Raw genomic sequence first — 16,889 nt, forward strand, 5'->3', positions numbered from 1 at the left:
CGATACGGGGACGATCCATGAACCGGCGCGATGCGGGGACGCCACCCGCGCCACCCCGGCACCGACCGCATTCGACGTCGGGGCCGTTCGGCCTCAGACCTCCTCCAAGAGCGCTTCGAGGCTCGCTATCTCGCGCTCGAGGTGTTCCTGGCGCGTCTTGGCGTCCACCTCGGGTTCGCCGCTTTCACCTGTTCCGGAACCCAAGCTCTCGAGTTCGGCCCGGTGTTCCACGATCTTGGCCTTGATCTCGTCCTTGGTCATGGCGCTCTCCCCCCCGCGGCGGTCGACGCACATTGACGTCGATGCCCGCGTGGAGGTTGGAATATTTCGTCGCCCGTCCGCAAGCCAGAACGGCGCCTTCCGTCGGGGGATGGTGCGGTCCTCGGGCGTGCATGCGGGAGCGCGGGAGCCCGCCATTGCAACATCCCGCCATCGATGGGCCACGCGCCACCCCCACGTCGAACGACACGACGTCCGCCGCCGGAACCAGCGTGAGACCAACCCGCGCGATGAACCCTCAGGGTATCACGTTGGACGCCGGAGGTTGTCCGACCTGGACGGCCCAGCTTTCGCGGAGCAAATTGGCTTCCAGCACACCCACGAAATGGGCCTCGTACCAGGAGGGCCGACGCGCTTCCCCGGGCGCAGTCGTCATTGTGACCATGGTCACGCGGAAATAGCGCTCGTCCATGGTCCTGAGGACGGCGTCGATGATCCCGGCCCGTGCGATCTCGACCTGCGCGAACGGCATGCAGTCGACGGGCGTGAAGTGTTCGCCCTCTACTAGGAACTCACCATTGTGCCCACGGTCTGCGTCGAACTCGACTCGCGCCATCGTCCCCGTCCCAATCATCGATCTAGAAGCCCGGCATACTCGGTGAAGGACCTCGCCGCGCCGGAGGGGCCGCCACGGCCGACCACGGTCCTCGTCGACCGCTCGCCGGAAGAGGAGACCGGCTCCGGCGCGCGACGTTGAACCCCGGACCCGATCAAGGGCGGCCCTTCGACGTTGGAGACCGGCCTACGTCACCAACCCCGACCCAAGACGCGAGGGCCGGCGATGGTCGGGCAGGGAGTTCGGACGCACAACCTTGGGAACGGCGAAGGTGGGCCGATGCCGGGCAACCAAGAGGGAAGCGCACAAAATCATCATCGCGAGCATGGCGATCTCCTACCCAGCACGAGCATGGTGTAGGAGTCATCAGCCTGACGGCGCTTTCGGGGGACCCCATCCCCATCGACGTTCGATATGGGAGACGTCGGGAGGCCGTCAAGTCGCGAACGGAAGCGACGACGGGCATCGCTCCGCCGAGCGACGGGCCGACCCATGCCGTCGCACCGGATCTTCCGGCATCCGTGGTCGGCCCTGGTGACTGTCGGACATGGAAGTGGGATCATGAGCCCTCACCGATTCCGGCACCCGTCATCCAACAGATGCTAGCTTCCACCAGCGCTTGGAACCCTCCCGATCTCCATCCATCGCAGGCTCGGCCGTCGACGGGGACGGATGGTCGCGATCCGTCGAAGGCCCTCGCCATCGACGAAGTCCGTCCGATCTGAAAGCCTCGATGTCGAACCCCCCCGCGCCGTTCACCGCCCGCATCGCGGGCAACATGGGCGCCCTCAGCCGCGCCGAGCGCCGGGTGGCGCATGTTCTCCGGGATGGTCGGGAGGAGATCCTGTTCGCGTCCGCCTCGGCGCTGGCGAAGAAGGCGGGGACGAGCGACGCCACCGTGGTGCGCACGGTCCGAGCGCTCGGTTACTCGACGTTCGACGAGTTGCGCCTCGCCATGGCCTCCGAGATGAGGGCCGAACCCTCGCAGGCCGATCGTCTGGCGGCGACCTTGGATGACGTGGTGCGGGACCCGACGTCGATCCTCGGTCGCACGGTCGCCCAGCATGTCCGGGCCCTGACGAAGATGACCCACGACGTGCCGGCCGCCGATTTCCGGAGCGTGGTCGACCTGGTCGTGGAAGCCAAGCGCGTCGTCACCTTCGGGATCGGTCCCACGAGCGCCGTGGCCGACTACCTCGTCACGCAGCTGTCACGCTTCGGCTTCGACGCCTGGAGTTGCACGCGGACGGGCATCCTGTGCGCCGACGACCTCAATCGCCTCCGGCCGGGCGACGCGCTCGTCGTCTTCGCCTACGGCACCGGATACGCGGAGCTGGTGGCGCTGCTCCGCGAGGCCGAACGCCTCGGATTGAGGCGCGCCCTGGTGACCGACGACCTGGACCCCCGACTCCGTGAGCCGTTCGACCCCGTCCTGCTCGTCGCCCGCGGCCGGGCGGACATGCTGAGCATGCACACCGCCACCCTGGGCTTCGTCGAGGCCCTGCTCGTCGGGGCCGCCGCCAGGAGACCCGACGAAAGCCTGGAGAACCTGCGACGCCTCGGACGCCTGCGCGCCGACATCGCAGGCGGGACGTCGACGGACCTCGCGCCGGGGGCGCACGTCGGCCCTCCGACGGACGAGGACCGATCGGGGAGCATGCGATGATCGATCCCTCCAGGGCGGCCGCGTCGCTGCTCGGCGCGGTCGTCGTGCTGATCTCGCTCCAGGACGCCTTCGAGGTCGTCCTCCTGCCACGCCGCGTCTTCAGGCGCTGGCGCCTGATGCGCGCCTTCTTCGTCGTCACGTGGTGCGCATGGGGCGCGGTGGGGCGGAGGATGCCGGTGGGTCCCAAACGCGAGGACTACCTGTCCATCTACGGTCCCTTGTCCATGGTGCTCCTGTTCGCCTTCTGGGCGTCGGGACTGATCGTGGGCTTCGGCCTCATGCAATGGGGTACGGACGCCGGTCCCCCGGCGGATGGGTCGACGACCCTCGCCAGCCGCATGCTGATGAGCGGGGACGCCTTCTTCACCCTGGGGTACGGCGACGTCGTCCCACGCACGGCGCTGTCGCGCATCCTCGTCATCCTGGAGGCGGGAGTCGGGTTCGGCTTCGTCGCCCTGACCATCGGCTACCTACCGGTGCTGCACCAGCACTTCTCGGATCGCGACACCCAACTCATCCGCCTCGACGCACGCGCCGGGACGCCGGCTTCGGGCGCCACCATGCTGTTGCGCTTCGCGACCGAAGCCGATCGCGGTTCGCTCGATGCATGGTTGGCCGAGTGGGAGCTGTGGGCGGCGCGGTTGATCGAAAGCCACACGTCCTACCCGATGCTGGCCTTCTACCGATCCCAACATCGTGGGCACTCGTGGCTGGCGTCGCTCGCGATGATCCTCGACTGCTGCGTCCTCCTCATCGCCAGCGGGCGACCACCGCACCTGCAGGCGTCGGCGACGTTCGCCGCCGCGAGGCGCGTCCTCTCGGAGATCGGCGGCTCGCTCCACATCGCCGTGCGGGGCACGACCGAGGCGGGGCGCTTTCCTTCGGCCGCCCAGATCGGCGACCTGGCCGTCGCCCTGTCGTCGGCGGGCTGCACCTGGGACGTCGATCACTCCCGGGTCGAACTCATGGCGGCGTTGCGGGCCACGTACGAACCTCTGCTGGAAAGGTTGTCGTCGTACCTGCTCCTGCCCGTGGTCCCCTGGCGTGACCTCGATCCCGAGTCGTCCACGACCGACGACCGATCGAGCCTGATCCGTCGCCTCACACGGGATCCCGCCGGGTAGGTCCGACCCCGTCCCACGAGCCTGCGCTGCCCCGGAGGGACGCCAGTCCTCGCGAGGCGAAGCGATCGGGCGGCGTCGCGTCGAATGGTTCGAACCTCCCATCCCCGGACGCGGGAGGCTGGAAGCTCCGTAGCCCGGTTTGGAGGCGGGCGCCCCGAACAGCCCTTCGCTCGTCGGAGAGACGTGGACGGGATGTCGTGAATGCTACATGATGCACCTGGATGAAGCCAGCACGACATCCCGGCCGGTGGAGGAACGTCCCCGCTCGGGATCGTCGCACCGGCCGGGGCCGCGGGACAGGGCAGGGCATAGGTGATGATCGCGTCGAACATGAAGCAGCATCGTCCCGAGGCGCCGGTGTCCGGACGCACCGCGTTCCGGTTCGTGTTGGTGATCGGGGTCCTCAGCTTCTTCGCCGACCTGACGTACGAGGGTGCGAGGAGCGTGCTGGGGCCGTACCTCGCCGTCCTCGGAGCCAGCGCCTTCGTGATCGGCGTGGTGACCGGGATCGGGGAGCTGCTCGGCTACGGCCTGCGCCTCGCGTCGGGACGGCTGGCGGACGCCACGCAGCGCTACTGGCCGATCACGATCTCCGGTTACGTCGTGCAGATGGCTTCCGTGCCCCTGCTCGCCCTGACGAGCAATTGGCCCGAGGCGGCGGCGCTCATCATCCTCGAAAGGGTCGGCAAGGCGATCCGCAACCCGCCCCGCGACGTCATGCTGTCGCACGCCGCGAAGCGCGTGGGTGGCTTCGGGTATGTGTTCGGCATCCACGAGGCCATGGACCAGTTCGGCGCCATGTTCGGGCCGTTGGCCGTCGCGGCGGTGCTGGCCGGGCACGGCGACTACCACCGTGCCTTCGCGGTCCTCCTGATTCCGGCGGCGGCGAACCTGACGCTGGTGGTCGTCGCCTCGCGGCTCTACCCGGACCCGCGGAACATGGAGGAGGGAGCGAAGGATGGGGCGGGTGAGCGGTTGCCCCCGATCTATTGGACCTACCTCGCGGGCGCCGCGCTCGTGGCCGCGGGCTTCGCAGACTATCCCCTGATCGCATACCACTTCGACAAGGCGCACGTCGTTCCGGGGGAATGGATCGCGGTGTTCTACGCGATCGCGATGGCGGTGAGCGGAACCGGATCCCTCGTCTTCGGCAGGCTCTTCGACCGGTTCGGCTTCAAGGTGCTGGTCGGCCTCACCGCCGTCACCGCGGCCTTCGCGCCCCTGGTCTTCCTGGGGGATTTCCGGGTCGCGCTCGTCGGGGCCGTGGTCTGGGGGATCGGGATGGGCGTCCACGAATCCATCATCCCGGCCGCGGTCGCACCGATGGTGGCCGCGGGACGCCGCGCGACCGCGTTCGGTCTGTTCACGGCCGGCTACGGAGTGGCTTGGTTCCTCGGCAGCGCCGCGATCGGCTTCCTCTACGAACGATCGATCCCGGCCACCGTCGCGTTCTGCGTCGTCCTCCAACTCGCCGCGGTGCCGACGTTCCTGTGGGTGGGACGGCACCGGGACGCCGGCCGATGAGCGGACGCGTCCCGCATGACCTGCCGATGAGGGAGGCGGACGTGGACGTCCGGGCATGGAAGGAGCCCGACCGAGGCCCCGTCGACGCACACCCGCGGCGATCGCGGACGGGCCTGGCCGGTGCGATGGCCGTCGTGCTCTCGGTCGGCCTCGCGGCCGGGGGATGGGCCGGTTGGCTAAGGCTCTCGGGGAACATCCACGAATTCGACGGTGGGATGTACCGATCCGGCCAGTTAGGCCCGGAGCGGCTGTCGAGCTTCGTGCGCGAGCACGGCATCAGGACCGTGTTGAACCTCCGCGGCGAAAACCCAGGCAAGGGATGGTACGACGCCGAGATCGGGGCGGTCTCGGAAGCGGGGGCGACCCTCGTGTCGATCCAGCTCTCGGCGGCCCACGAGCCGGACGCGGTCACCATGGCGCGCCTGATCGAGGTCCTGCGGACGTCGCCCAGACCTCTGCTCCTCCATTGCGACGCCGGCGCCGACCGCTCGGGATTGGCGTCGGCCCTCTACGAACTCGCCGTCATGCACAGGGCGCCGGCCACAGCGGATCGACAGCTGTCGTTCCGCTACGGGCACTTCCCATGGCTGACCAGCAAGTCGGGCGCGATGGATCGCGCGTTCGCCGCCTATTCGGCGGCGTTCGAAGCGGCCGGAGGGTGACGTGGTCCGGCGACGTGCGCCCGAACCTCGTCGGAACGCCCCGGACCGTGGCTCCGGGAGACCTCGGATCGATCGGGACCTGACGCCGGCAGGGTTCGTCGCCGAGAGGGGATCGCGACGGCTCCGAGGCCGACCACCAAGTGGACGGGCACGCATCGAGGGCCCCGAAAGAGACGCCGCGACCTCACCGGGCTCGACGTGCGTGGGACCGGCGTCCGCGAGACCATCGCGGCGAGATCCGCGGTCAACTCCGGCGACGACGATCTCCGGCGGGGTGCGCTTCGGATCCACTCCACCTTCATCCTCGAGACGGAGCGACCGGGGAACGGACGTCGGGGCCGGCGCTCGGGCATATGGGACCGAGGGGGCTTTACGAATCGGCCCTTCCTCGTTAGACACCCTCGCGGCAATGGATTTCTGCCGGACCCTTCCCGGGGTCGAACCGCTCCCCGACGAGCTGATGATTCCTACCTTGCACGCCGTGAGGGGGAATCCGTTTGACGAATGCCTTGTCGCGCCGGACGGCCACGTCCGTCGTCCATGCGTGGAGTGCCTCCCTCTCCCTTCTCCTCGCGCGCGTCGCCCACGTCGTCGTCGCGGTCAAGTGGATCGGCCTCACCGTCCCGATGGCCGCCACCGTCGGGAGCTTCTGTGCGGCGTTCCTCTGGCTACTCGACCTCGCGACGGAGACCCGCTTCGAGCACCCGGCGTTGCTCTACGGCCTGCCGCTCGCGGGGGCGGCGATCGGCGCCACCTACGCTTGGGTCGGTCGGCCCGCGGAGGGCGGCAACAACCTGATCCTCGACCGCATCCATGAGCCCGGCGGCGGCGTCCCCCTACGGATGGCGCCCCTCATCGTCGCCGCGACCCTGATCACGCACCTGTTCGGCGGGTCGGCGGGTCGCGAGGGGACCGCCGTGCAGTTGGGCGGCACCATCGCGAGCGGTTTCGGCCAGCGTCTCGGATTGACCCCGGCGGACTTCAGGATCCTCCTGACGACCGGCATCGCCGCCGGGTTCGGGGCGGTTTTCGGGACCCCCGTCGCCGGCGCCGTGTTCGCCCTCGAAGTCCTCGCCGTAGGCCGGGTCGAGTACGAGGCCCTCGTGCCGTGCGTCCTCGCCGCGTTGATCGGGGACTGGACCTGCCAGAGTTGGGGCATCACCCACGTCGCCTACCACATCGCCTTCTCGGAGGTCGCCGGCCCGCATGGCGGGAGCGTCGCGTCGCACGTCGCGCTCCTGGTCAAGGTCGCGTTGGCGGGCGTCGCGTTCGGCCTCGCCGGCCTCGCGTTCTCCGAGGCGTCGCACTCCTTCGGCTCGACCTTCAAGAGGCTGTGCCCCGTCGCATGGTTGCGGCCGGTCATCGGCGGCCTGCTGGTGATCGGGCTCACCCACGCGATCGGCACGCGCGAGTACCTCGGCCTCGGGGTGACGTCGCCGAACCCCGGCGACGCCTCGATCGTGGCGTTCTTCGGCGGCCGCGTGTTCCCCTGGGCCTGGGCCTGGAAGATCCTGTTCACGGTCGTCACCCTGGGCAGCGGCTTCAAGGGAGGCGAGGTGACCCCCTTGTTCTTCATCGGGGCCGCGCTCGGCAACGCCCTCTCGGCCCTCCTCGACGCCCCGGTCGACCTCTTCGCGGGCCTCGGCTTCGTGGCGATCTTCGCGGGGGCGTCCAACACGCCCATCGCCTGCACGATCATGGGCATCGAGCTCTTCGGCGCCTCCAACGCCCCCTACGTCGCCGTCGCCTGTTTCGTCGCGTACCTCTGCAGCGGCCACTCGGGCATCTACCTGGCGCAGAGGCTGGCGGTGCCGAAGAGCGGCGCGGGCTTCATCCCGCCCGACATCGCCCTGCGCCACGTGCGCGAACTCTCACCGCCCCGCTTCGGCGCCCGCGACGCGATCTTCGGCGTCGGGGCCGACGATGACGCCTACGAACTCGAGGATGAGATCGACATGCCGCACAAACACCACGTCACCGCGAAGGAGATCGGGATGTTGCGCGTCTACATGACGCCCAAGGAGCGGTTCAGGAAGACGGGCGAGAGTCGGCTCAAGGCCGCCTTCTCGGGTCGCCCATTGTACCAGGAACTGGTCAACGAGGCGAAGCGGGCGGGGCTCGTCAACGCCGTGGCGCACCACACGCATTACGGATTCAGCAACGGTGGCGAGGTCCGTCAACGCGACACGGAGGGCATGAACGTCGACCTCACCATGTGCGTCGAGATGATCGGGCCGAAGGTCATGCTGGAGACCTTCTGCCGCCGCCACGGCGAGCTGCTGCGGGACAAGGTGATGGTCTACAAGCACCTCGAGCACTGGCAGATCGGTTCCGCCCCGAATGTGGGAGGCGAGGCCGAACTGTCCGAGACCGAGGTCTCGGAACTCGGGGAACTCGAAACCGAGTGAACGTGCGGTCGTCGCATGCTCCCGGCTTGGAGGTCGATGTCGTCACGCCCCACGGCGGAGCGGCGCACGATCCAGAGACCCGGAAGCAGCATCGCCAGGATGGCGGCGACTTCCGCGCCCGGCTCGTCGATGGGGGAGGGGCCTCCAGCCGAAGCGTTGCTCTTGCGTGGATGGGCCACGACGGACCTCGTCCTTGAGAGGACCTGCTTGCATCCTGAACCGGACGGAGGGAGCCGGGTGACGTCGACGGACGCACGACGCATCGAGGCGACGATCGGTGTTTCGAGGGCGCGGTGGACGTCGCCGGTCGACGGATCGAACGAGGGCCGGGCCCGCCCACATCGGTCGGGGCCCGCGTGGCCCGGGGTGCGGACGGCGTGGGCCTCGAGGGATAGGCTGCCGTCCGAGCCCTCCGGCGACGACGACGGCGCCGGCGGAGGGTCGGCCCGCGGCCCACGCAGGACCACGCGCGACCCTCGGACGGCGCGAGGGTCGGGGCGGCATCCGACGCCGAAACCACGGATCGAGGACCGGACCTCGCCACCAGCATCGCGCAAGGGGACCCGATGACGACATATCTGCTGATCGCCGTGGGCGGAGCGCTCGGTACGCTCTGCCGTTTCGGGCTGGGATTGCTCCTTGCGCCGGTCAGCCAGGAGCTTCCCTGGGGGACGATCGTCATCAACGTGCTCGGCTCGTTCGTCATCGGGTTCTTCGGCACGTTGACCCTGGCGAGCGGGCGATACCCGGTGTCGGAGACGACCCGCCTGTTCGTCATGGTCGGCATCTGCGGTGGATTCACCACCTTCTCATCGTTCGCGCTGCAGACGCTGGACCTGCTCAGGACCGACGCGATCGTGCGCGGCTGCCTCAACGTCGCGATCTCCGTCGCCCTCTGCCTGTGCGCCGTCGCGGCGGGCCACGCCATCGCGGCCCGGTTGAACGGCGGTGCGGCCCAGATCGCCCAGGCCCAGCTGGAAGAGGAGGCGTGAACGGCGTCGACCACGGGAACCGGCGCGCCGGCACCGTGTTCGAGAGATATCGGGCCGGGCCCGAAGGGGATGGGGTTCCCCGCAACCGCCGCGAGGCTGATGACTCCTGCCGGACATGAACCGGAAGGAGACAACTCGTGGATGCGAGGACCACGCCCACCCCGGCGACGCGCGCCGCCCCAGGCACGTCGTCCGGGAACTCACCCGGCCACCGGTGCAGCCTTCTGTGGCACGACGGCCGGATCCCGGCGGAGGACGATCCCCAGCCCGCCTGGTTCCATGACCTCGCCCTCGACCAGCTCGTCGCCTCCCTGACGGCGGGACGGGAATTCCACGACCTCGCTCCCCTCTACCACCGTCACCTCCTCACCTCCGAAGCCGTGATCCATCGTCAGGACGCGATGCGAGACATCGAGGCCGAGGGGACGGCGGCGGCCTGCGAAGCCTTCGCGACCGCCATGAGGCGCACCCGGGACGCCTTCGCCCGCACGGAGAAACGCTACCACGAACTCCAGAAGCAGCGATTCCTGCTGGAGGGACTGGAGGCCTATTGCGCCGGGACGGCGAACCTCGCGCAGGCGCTCGACGCCCTCCCGCTCGCGTCGGAGGCCTTCCTCGGCCTCCGGACCTACGTCGCCGACCTCCTCGCCAGCGATGGTCACGTGGCCCTCCGGAGCGAGGTGAACGCCATCGTGGCCGACCTCGCGGCCGTCCACTACGACGTGCGCGTCTACGGCGGCGGTTTCCGGGTGGAGCGACACGCCGGCGAGCACGACCAGGGAGCCGAGGTCGAGGAGCTGTTCGCCAAGTTCCGCCAGGGCGACCAGGGGAAACGGCCGGGCGAAACCCGGGACGCGCCCCAACTGAACGCCATCGAGGAACAGATCCTCGAGTTCGTGGCCAGGCTCCATCCGAAGCTGTTCGGCCGCCTCGCCGCGGCCGCCCTCGGGGCCCGGGACGCGGTCGACCGCACCTTGGTCAGGATAGACCGCGAGATCCAATTCTTCCTCGCGTACCGTGAGGCCGTGGCGCCCATGCGGCGCGTCGGCTTGCCCTTCTGCTTCCCGATCGTCACGTCGGACAAGACCGTCCGGGGCCGCGCCGCCTTCGACGTCGTCCTGGCCGCCAGGCTCGTCGGCGAGGGACGACCGGTCGTGACCAACGGTTTCGACCTACACGAGGGGGAACGGATCTTCCTGGTGTCGGGCCCGAACCAGGGCGGCAAGACCACCTTCGCGCGCACCTTCGGGCAGATGCACCACTTGGCGGCCCTCGGCCTGCCGGTGCCCGGTCTGGAAGCCAAGCTGCACCTGTTCGACGCCATCCACACCCACTTCGAGCGCGAGGAGCAGGTCGCCGACCGCCGCAGCAAGCTCGAGGACGACCTCGTCCGCGTCCGGTCCCTGCTCGAGGCGGCGACGCCGGGATCCATCATCATCCTGAACGAGATCTTCAGCTCGACCACGCTCGACGACGCCGTGTTCCTGGGCAGCGAGGTGGTCCGTCGCATCGTCGCCCTCGACGGCCTCTGCGTGCTGGTGACCTTCCTCGACGAACTCGTCGGCCTGAGCCCGACGATCGTCAGCGCCGTGAGCACGGTCGTGCCGGAGGACCCCGCGCGCCGCACGTTCGAGGTCGTCCGGCGGCCCGCCGACGGGCGCAGTTACGCGCTGTCCGTGGCCGAGAAGTATCGCCTGACCTTCGCCGAGCTGAGCGAACGGCTCCGCTTCTGACCTCCGACCCCCTTCCGGGAGCCGACCGCCGTGCAAGCCCTCCTCCTCCATCCCGACCGCGATTTCGATTGGAAGCGCCCCGACCCGCCCGGCACCGGGGACCTGGTCCGCGACCTCGGCCTGTCGACGCTCGTCGAGGCGATGGCGAAGGGCGACGAGCGGCTGCGGGAGGCCGCCCGCGGCGTCCTCCTCGCCGGGACCGCGGACCTCGCGACGATCCGCCACCGCCAGGACGTGGTGAGGGACTGCCTCGCACATCCGGATCTCGTCCGGGACCTGTACGCGCTGACGATCGACGCCATCGAGACCGAGCGCAAGAGCGCGATCGGCGCGTTCTTCCGTTCGCCCGGGATGGTGCTGTCCCGCTCGATCGAGTTGATGGGCGAACTCGTCGCCCACCTTCGTCGGCTCCGCATCGTCGCCGAGGAGCAAGGTCCATCCTTCCGCTCGCAGGGATTCGGGGTCCTCTTCAGCACAGTCCGGCGCGAACTCGGCGAGCGTTATCTCGCCGAGGTGAACCGGAGCCTCGGCAGCCTCAAGTTCCCCGGCGGGATGCTGATGAGCGCGCGACTGGGCTCCGGGAATGCGGGGCGGGATTACACCCTGCGGAGGGCCGACCTGAGACGGGATCGATTGTTGCACCTCCTGGGCCGCGGTCCGGAGGGCTACGACTTCACCCTCGCGCCGCGCGACGAGAGCGGGGCGCGCGCGCTGTCCGAGTTGCGCGACCGCGGCGTCGAGGTCGCCAGCGGCGCCGTGGCGCGCTCCGTCGAGCACGTGGTCGACTTCTTCAAGATGCTGCGCGCGGAACTCGCCTTCTGCGTCGGAGCGCTGAACCTGCACGAGGCGCTCGCCGCTTCGGGATGCCCGACCTGCCTGCCCGACCCGCGACCGCCCGGGAACCGCTCCATGTCGGCTCGGAACCTCTGCGATGCGTCCCTCGCCCTGAGCCTCGGTCACGGCATCGTCGGCAACGCCCTCGCGGCGGACGGCAAGGACCTGCTGGTCGTCACCGGGGCCAACCGGGGTGGCAAGTCCACCTTCCTGCGCAGCCTGGGGCAAGCCGCCGTGATGATGCGCTGCGGCCTGTTCGTGGCGGCGGACGCCTTCGCCGCCGAGGTGCCCGAACGCGTGTTCACCCACCACCGGCGGGAGGAGGACGCCTCCCTCCGCAGCGGCAAGTTCGACGAGGAACTCGCGCGCATGTCGGGCATCGCCGACGCGCTCGTCCCGAACTCGCTCGTCCTGTTCAACGAGTCCTTCTCCGCGACGAACGAGCGGGAAGGCTCGGAGGTGGCGCGGCAGATCGTGTCGGCCTTGCTCGCACGGGGTGTCCGGATCGTCTTCGTGACGCACCAGTACACCTTCGCGCGGGGCTTCCACGAGCGCGGGAGCCGGGCGACGCTGTTCCTCCGCGCCGGGCGGGACGTGGACGGCGGAAGGAACTTCGCGATCACCGAAGCCGACCCATTGCCGACGAGCTACGGCCCGGACCTCTTCGCCAGGATCTTCGACGAGGCCGGCCCGATCGCGGGCAAGGGCCTGCCATCGGACCATGGCCCATCGCACGGGCATGTTCATGCGGGCGGACGGACGATCCAAGGGGAACCTTCGCGGCCGTCGTCCTAGGTGGCGAGCTCACCCACGCCCATCCGCCCCGGCAAGCCTCGGTCGGCGATGATCGGGGCCAGGTCCCAGCCCCCCACCACTCACCCGGCCCTTCCTCGGGGAGGCGGAGATCGAAGCTCGGATCGTCGACTTGAACGGGCACATGCCAGGGCCGAGTTCGTGCAAGTCGCCGCCACGGTCCGCCTGTTCCGACGGCCATCGACGGGTTCGCCACGGCCTACCACGGCACGACGAAGATCCTGTGGGCGTCGGACCTGTTCGCGCTGCGCAAGGCGGCCTCGGCGGCCCCGCTCGAATCGCCATGCAGCCATCAGCTCGTCCCGGCACGTCATGGGGGCCGGGGCTCGGACGCCGACGACGCCCGCGTCGAGGTCCCATGGCCCAAGGGGTTGGGGCCACCATGAATTGCATGGCGCTTCGCGGGGCCGTGCGGGAGATCGCGGAACGGCAAAGGGCATCGATCGTTGCGGCGGCCGGTGCGGGACCGCTCGGACGACGCACTGAGACACGTGCCACCGCATGCATCCGTGCATCCGGTGGAGGCCGCCCATCGCCGTCCCGGCGATCGGGCCACGATGCCCGTGGGATGCGTGGACGCGCCCATCCTCCAGTGCCTCCCACGCCGCGCTCACACTTCCAACCCGTACGAGCACCGACCGGAGCACATGGGATCCATCGCCCTTCCGCACGGGCCCGCGTTGGTCCCCGCCGGCATCGAGCCCGCGAACGGAAGCGCAGGCGAGAGTCATTCCGATGCACGACGGCACCGTGTGCTGGACGAGCGAGGCGGCGAACGAGGCCGGACAGCCGTTCCACGAAGTCCTTGTGGCGCCGGGACGCGGGGAAGACGACCGAGCGGATGCTTGCACCGGGATCCGAGACCCGGGACGTGCGGCCGTGGGCCCGCGCGCCGCAAGCATGTTCGACCAATCATAGTTTCGGAACGACCGCCGACGGCTCATACTCGCCGGATGGCTGATGACGACACCCCGCCCGCCAGCACCGCCCTCCCCGCCGACCGCGAGGCGGAGCACGCTCGCTGGCTCGCGGGCCTGATCCGAGTCGTCAGGGCACATGCGAGGCGAGCGGGTCACCCGGAGGTGGCCGTCGCCCTCACCGATGCCCTCGATGCCGCCCAGTCGCTCGCGGATGGCGAGCGAGCGAATCGCACGTCCCACTGAGTGGCGGCGCCGGTCCGGCCCGAGCACCACGGGGGCCAGGACCGTGGTGGTCGCGAAGAACACCGTGCCCGCGAGGCGGCCCGAAACGACCGTCGGACCTCTCCGGGGATGACTGTTGCCAGAATGCCGCATCCCATCGTCTTCTCAAATCCGGCGGGACTCGATGATTGATGGCCGGGGTCGAGGCGTCCTACGTTGCAGCAACACGGAGGCGATGCATGCGTCTCATTACCTGCCTGATGCTCCTGGGCGTAGTCCTCGTTCCCACAAGCGGCACGGCGCTCACCTGTCCGGATCCCAGATGCCCGGGTCGGCAATGCGTGCACCAGTGTCTTGGCTCCGACTGCGACGATTACTGTGTACGTCTAGCCGCTCCCAGGTCCTCCGAAGCATCGAAGACGGGCGTCCTGACGCTTCGGATCTCGAGGGCCGACTCCGCGCTGGCGGCTCGATTGAGACAGTATCTCGGGACACGCTAAGGCATTCTTGGGCGACTTGGCGCGATCCATCGAGGATGTCGGTTCATCGACTGAGCCGGCGCCCATCGCGAATGCGTCGTGGAGGTCGGGTCGATGATGGCGGGACGGGCTTGCTGGCTGACCCTGCTCCTGGCGCTGCCCGCCGGTGGATGTGGTCTGGGAGTGTCGCAACTCCCGGAAATCTGGGACCGTTCCGATCCATTCGCGACCGCACACATGGAGATGCAGGTCAAGCGGGCGATCTTCTGTGAATTGAGGGAGGCGGCGCTGGAGGCGCGCGGGGTGAACTCGAGCACCTACTTCTATGATCGGAGAAACGTCACCTCCGTCGAGGATGGCCCATTGCCGGACTCCTGGGGTGTGCAGGTCACGCTCACCTTGACCGCCGACGAGAAATCTTCGTTGACTCCCATCGTCTCCATCAAGGAGCCGCTGAGCCCCGGGAGAGCGCTGGGACAATCCGTGCCGCAAAGCTTCGCATTGGGCCTCGGAGGCGCGCTTTCCTCGCAGAACATCCATTACGACAAGTTCGACTTCTACTACACTGCACGTGACCTGGTCAGGAACGCCGGACCGGCGGACGTGTGTCACGCCCCACCGACCAAGTTGCTCGGTCCCCCGACGTCGAGCTCGCCGTTCGTCGAGGCGAGGAACCTCGGGATTCGCGAGTGGTTGCCCGGTGCCGTCGGCGTGACGGCGTTCCAGCGGTCGTCGCGTTCGTCGGAGAACGGCGAGGGAGCCGCCCTCGGCACGCAAGGGTCCTTCACCTCCGATTCCGCCACCTACGACAACAAGTTCCTCATCGTGTCCGACGGCAGCCTGTCCGCCACGTGGAACCTTGTGCGCGTCGGCACGGGGGCGACGCCCCTGATCGACCTGAACCGCACCCGGACCCACGAGCTGCTGATCACCGTGGGACCGGGCGCGACCGAGAAGAGGGTCGACAAGCGGACCGGGCGTGTGACCACCCGCAATCTCGGCCCGTCCGCGAGCGCCTTCAGCAGCCACTTGGCATCGCAGATCGGCAGCGCCGTCGCAGCGTCCATCCAGGGAAGGTGAGGATCGTCGGAGCCACGTCCGGAACGACGGCGACCCGCTGGACGCGACCTTGCACGGAGCCGTGCGCCGGTCCGGGACCGTCCCGCGGCGATGCGGCGGCCACGACGGCACACGCGCACGAAGGGGAGGGATGCCGGTGACGTCGCGACCGACACGGAGGAAAGGGGTCGCCCGTTCGACGGCCCTCGCGCTCCTCGCACTGAATCACAGCGTCCCGAGCGCGCACGCCGCGCAGCCTGTGCGCGACTGGACCGTCATGATCTTCATGAACGGCAAGAACAACCTGGAGCCGGACGCGCTCGACAACTTCCACGACATGGCCAAGGTGGGCAGCTCCGACCACGTCAACTTCGTCGTCGAGCTCGGTCGCCCGAAGAGGGTACCGCACGTGACCGACGCCCGGGATGGGGATTGGTCCGGGGTCCGTCGATACCTCGTCTCCAAGGGCTCATCCCCGGTCGTCGCCCAATCCCTGCTCGACGTGGGCGCAGGGGGCGGCGACGTCGACATGGGGAGGCCGAAGGCGCTCGCGGAGTTCCTGCACTGGGCTCGGACCGAGTTCCCCGCCCGACATTACATGTTGGTGATGTGGAACCACGGCCAGGGCTGGCGTCTGCAACTCGCGGGCGGAGGAGCGACTCCGGCGGGATCATCGAGTGGGGTCGGGGCCGCCCCCGTCACGCCCGGCGCCGTTCCGAAGATCGTCGGCGGCTTCCGCGCCATATCGAGCGACGACGACACGGGCTCGATCCTCTACAACCGCGAGGTGCAGGACGTCGTCGCCCGGGAGTTCGGGAGCGACAGACTCGACGTGCTCGGCTTCGACGCCTGCCTCATGGCGATGGTGGAGACCGCGTACGCGTTCGCCCCGACCGTCGACGTGCTGGTCGCCAGCGAGGAGTTGGAGCCCGGGCCGGGGTGGCCGTACGCCGCTTGGATGGCGCGCCTGGTGGCCGACCCCGAGTCCTCCGCCGCAGCCTTGGGAACTCACCTCGTGGACGCTTACCACGAGGAGTACCGCGATGATTACCTCACCACGCTGTCGGCGCTGAGCCTCCCCGGGTTGAGGACGGATCTGTCGGGCATCTCCCCCCTGGCGGACGCGCTCCGCTTCGGCGGGGGAAAGGGAATCGCCGAACTGCGGACCGCCAGGGTCGGCCTGGCGTCGTACGGAGCCCCCATGCGCACGTCCGTCGACCTCGTGGCGCTGCTCGACCGCTTCGGCGCGCTGACGCGCGACGCCCGCCTCAAGGCGCGGGCGGGCGCCCTACGGGGCGCCGTCATGCGGCACGTGATCGCGAACTACGCGAGCACCCGCAGCGCCCGTCCGTCGGACCGTGCACCGTACGGTTCCGACGGACTGGCCATCTACTTCCCCGAGTCGCGCAAGGCGTTCCTGGCCGACTACTTCCACGACGGCTACTCCAAGCGCAACCAGGACAGGCCCGTCGACTTCGTGCGGCGTGAGACTTGGTCCGAACTGATCGCCAAGCTCATGACGCCACGATGAGCCCGCCAAGGCCTCCTCCCGGCGCGTGTCGCGCCCCGGGGGCTACGAGCCCGGCCGGGGGGCGATGGGCTTGCATCGCCCTCGTCA

At 69.2% G+C, this 16,889-nt stretch carries 12 protein-coding genes and 3 riboswitches; of the genes, 10 read left to right on the forward strand and 2 right to left on the reverse strand.

Translation table 11 applies throughout. The features are described 5' to 3' along the window. Nucleotides 1-93: 93 nt before the first annotated feature. Together L7N97_RS12570 and L7N97_RS12575 are read right to left on the reverse strand one after the other, a co-directional pair. Nucleotides 94-261, reverse strand: a complete 168-nt coding sequence (locus L7N97_RS12570) for a hypothetical protein (protein WP_237478610.1) — start codon at nt 259-261, stop codon at nt 94-96. Nucleotides 262-517: 256 nt separating this feature from the next. Further along, entirely contained in the window at nt 518-835 is a 318-nt protein-coding gene (locus L7N97_RS12575) for a hypothetical protein (protein WP_237478611.1), read from the reverse strand. Between the two features lie 350 nt (nt 836-1,185). Next, nucleotides 1,186-1,245: riboswitch (Fluoride riboswitch) on the reverse strand. Nucleotides 1,246-1,568: 323 nt separating this feature from the next. On the opposite strand from L7N97_RS12575, the gene L7N97_RS12580 reads away from it, so the two are divergent. From L7N97_RS12580 to L7N97_RS12625, 10 genes are all read left to right on the forward strand, one after another. Then, nucleotides 1,569-2,501 (forward strand): MurR/RpiR family transcriptional regulator, encoded by a 933-nt coding sequence (locus tag L7N97_RS12580; protein WP_237478612.1) that lies wholly within the window; start codon nt 1,569-1,571, stop codon nt 2,499-2,501. Next, nucleotides 2,498-3,625 (forward strand): potassium channel family protein, encoded by a 1,128-nt coding sequence (locus tag L7N97_RS12585; protein ID WP_237478613.1) that lies wholly within the window; start codon nt 2,498-2,500, stop codon nt 3,623-3,625. Before L7N97_RS12580 ends, L7N97_RS12585 begins: the two co-directional genes overlap by 4 nt. Nucleotides 3,626-3,982: 357 nt before the next feature. After that, a complete protein-coding gene (locus L7N97_RS12590; RefSeq protein ID WP_237478614.1) occupies nt 3,983-5,149 on the forward strand; it encodes an MFS transporter in 1,167 nt (388 codons plus the stop codon). Further along, a complete protein-coding gene (locus tag L7N97_RS12595) occupies nt 5,146-5,811 on the forward strand; it encodes a fused DSP-PTPase phosphatase/NAD kinase-like protein (protein ID WP_237478615.1) in 666 nt (221 codons plus the stop codon). Before L7N97_RS12590 ends, L7N97_RS12595 begins: the two co-directional genes overlap by 4 nt. A 396-nt stretch (nt 5,812-6,207) precedes the next feature. After that, a riboswitch (Fluoride riboswitch) is annotated at nt 6,208-6,288 on the forward strand. Between the two features lie 32 nt (nt 6,289-6,320). Beyond that, nucleotides 6,321-8,219 (forward strand): DUF190 domain-containing protein, encoded by a 1,899-nt coding sequence (locus L7N97_RS12600; protein ID WP_237478616.1) that lies wholly within the window; start codon nt 6,321-6,323, stop codon nt 8,217-8,219. Between the two features lie 566 nt (nt 8,220-8,785). After that, complete coding sequence (gene crcB / locus L7N97_RS12605; protein WP_237478617.1) at nt 8,786-9,211, forward strand: fluoride efflux transporter CrcB; 426 nt, start codon at nt 8,786-8,788, stop codon at nt 9,209-9,211. A gap of 56 nt (nt 9,212-9,267) precedes the next feature. Next, a riboswitch (Fluoride riboswitch) is annotated at nt 9,268-9,327 on the forward strand. Between the two features lie 21 nt (nt 9,328-9,348). Beyond that, nucleotides 9,349-10,944, forward strand: a complete 1,596-nt coding sequence (locus L7N97_RS30250; RefSeq protein ID WP_237478618.1) for a MutS-related protein — start codon at nt 9,349-9,351, stop codon at nt 10,942-10,944. A 30-nt stretch (nt 10,945-10,974) separates the two neighbouring features. After that, complete coding sequence (locus tag L7N97_RS30255; protein WP_237478619.1) at nt 10,975-12,573, forward strand: MutS-related protein; 1,599 nt, start codon at nt 10,975-10,977, stop codon at nt 12,571-12,573. Between the two features lie 1,753 nt (nt 12,574-14,326). After that, nucleotides 14,327-15,292 (forward strand): hypothetical protein, encoded by a 966-nt coding sequence (locus tag L7N97_RS12620; RefSeq protein WP_237478620.1) that lies wholly within the window; start codon nt 14,327-14,329, stop codon nt 15,290-15,292. A 256-nt stretch (nt 15,293-15,548) separates the two neighbouring features. Then, nucleotides 15,549-16,802: a clostripain-related cysteine peptidase gene (locus tag L7N97_RS12625; protein ID WP_237478622.1), complete on the forward strand. Its 1,254-nt coding sequence runs from the start codon at nt 15,549-15,551 to the stop codon at nt 16,800-16,802. Nucleotides 16,803-16,889: the final 87 nt, after the last annotated feature.

Source organism: Lichenibacterium dinghuense (genome assembly GCF_021730615.1).
GTDB classification, from domain to species: Bacteria; Pseudomonadota; Alphaproteobacteria; order Rhizobiales; family Beijerinckiaceae; genus Lichenihabitans; species Lichenihabitans dinghuensis.

Excerpts from the sequence above, each read along its gene's own strand:
- L7N97_RS12570 (WP_237478610.1), bottom strand. The coding sequence starts at position 261 with ATGACCAAGGACGAGATCAAGGCCAAGATCGTGGAACACCGGGCCGAA.
- L7N97_RS12575 (WP_237478611.1), bottom strand. The coding sequence starts at position 835 with ATGGCGCGAGTCGAGTTCGACGCAGACCGTGGGCACAATGGTGAGTTC.
- L7N97_RS12580 (WP_237478612.1), top strand. The coding sequence starts at position 1,569 with ATGTCGAACCCCCCCGCGCCGTTCACCGCCCGCATCGCGGGCAACATG.
- L7N97_RS12585 (WP_237478613.1), top strand. The coding sequence starts at position 2,498 with ATGATCGATCCCTCCAGGGCGGCCGCGTCGCTGCTCGGCGCGGTCGTC.
- L7N97_RS12595 (WP_237478615.1), top strand. The coding sequence starts at position 5,146 with ATGAGCGGACGCGTCCCGCATGACCTGCCGATGAGGGAGGCGGACGTG.
- crcB (WP_237478617.1), top strand. The coding sequence starts at position 8,786 with ATGACGACATATCTGCTGATCGCCGTGGGCGGAGCGCTCGGTACGCTC.
- L7N97_RS12620 (WP_237478620.1), top strand. The coding sequence starts at position 14,327 with ATGATGGCGGGACGGGCTTGCTGGCTGACCCTGCTCCTGGCGCTGCCC.
- L7N97_RS12625 (WP_237478622.1), top strand. The coding sequence starts at position 15,549 with ATGATCTTCATGAACGGCAAGAACAACCTGGAGCCGGACGCGCTCGAC.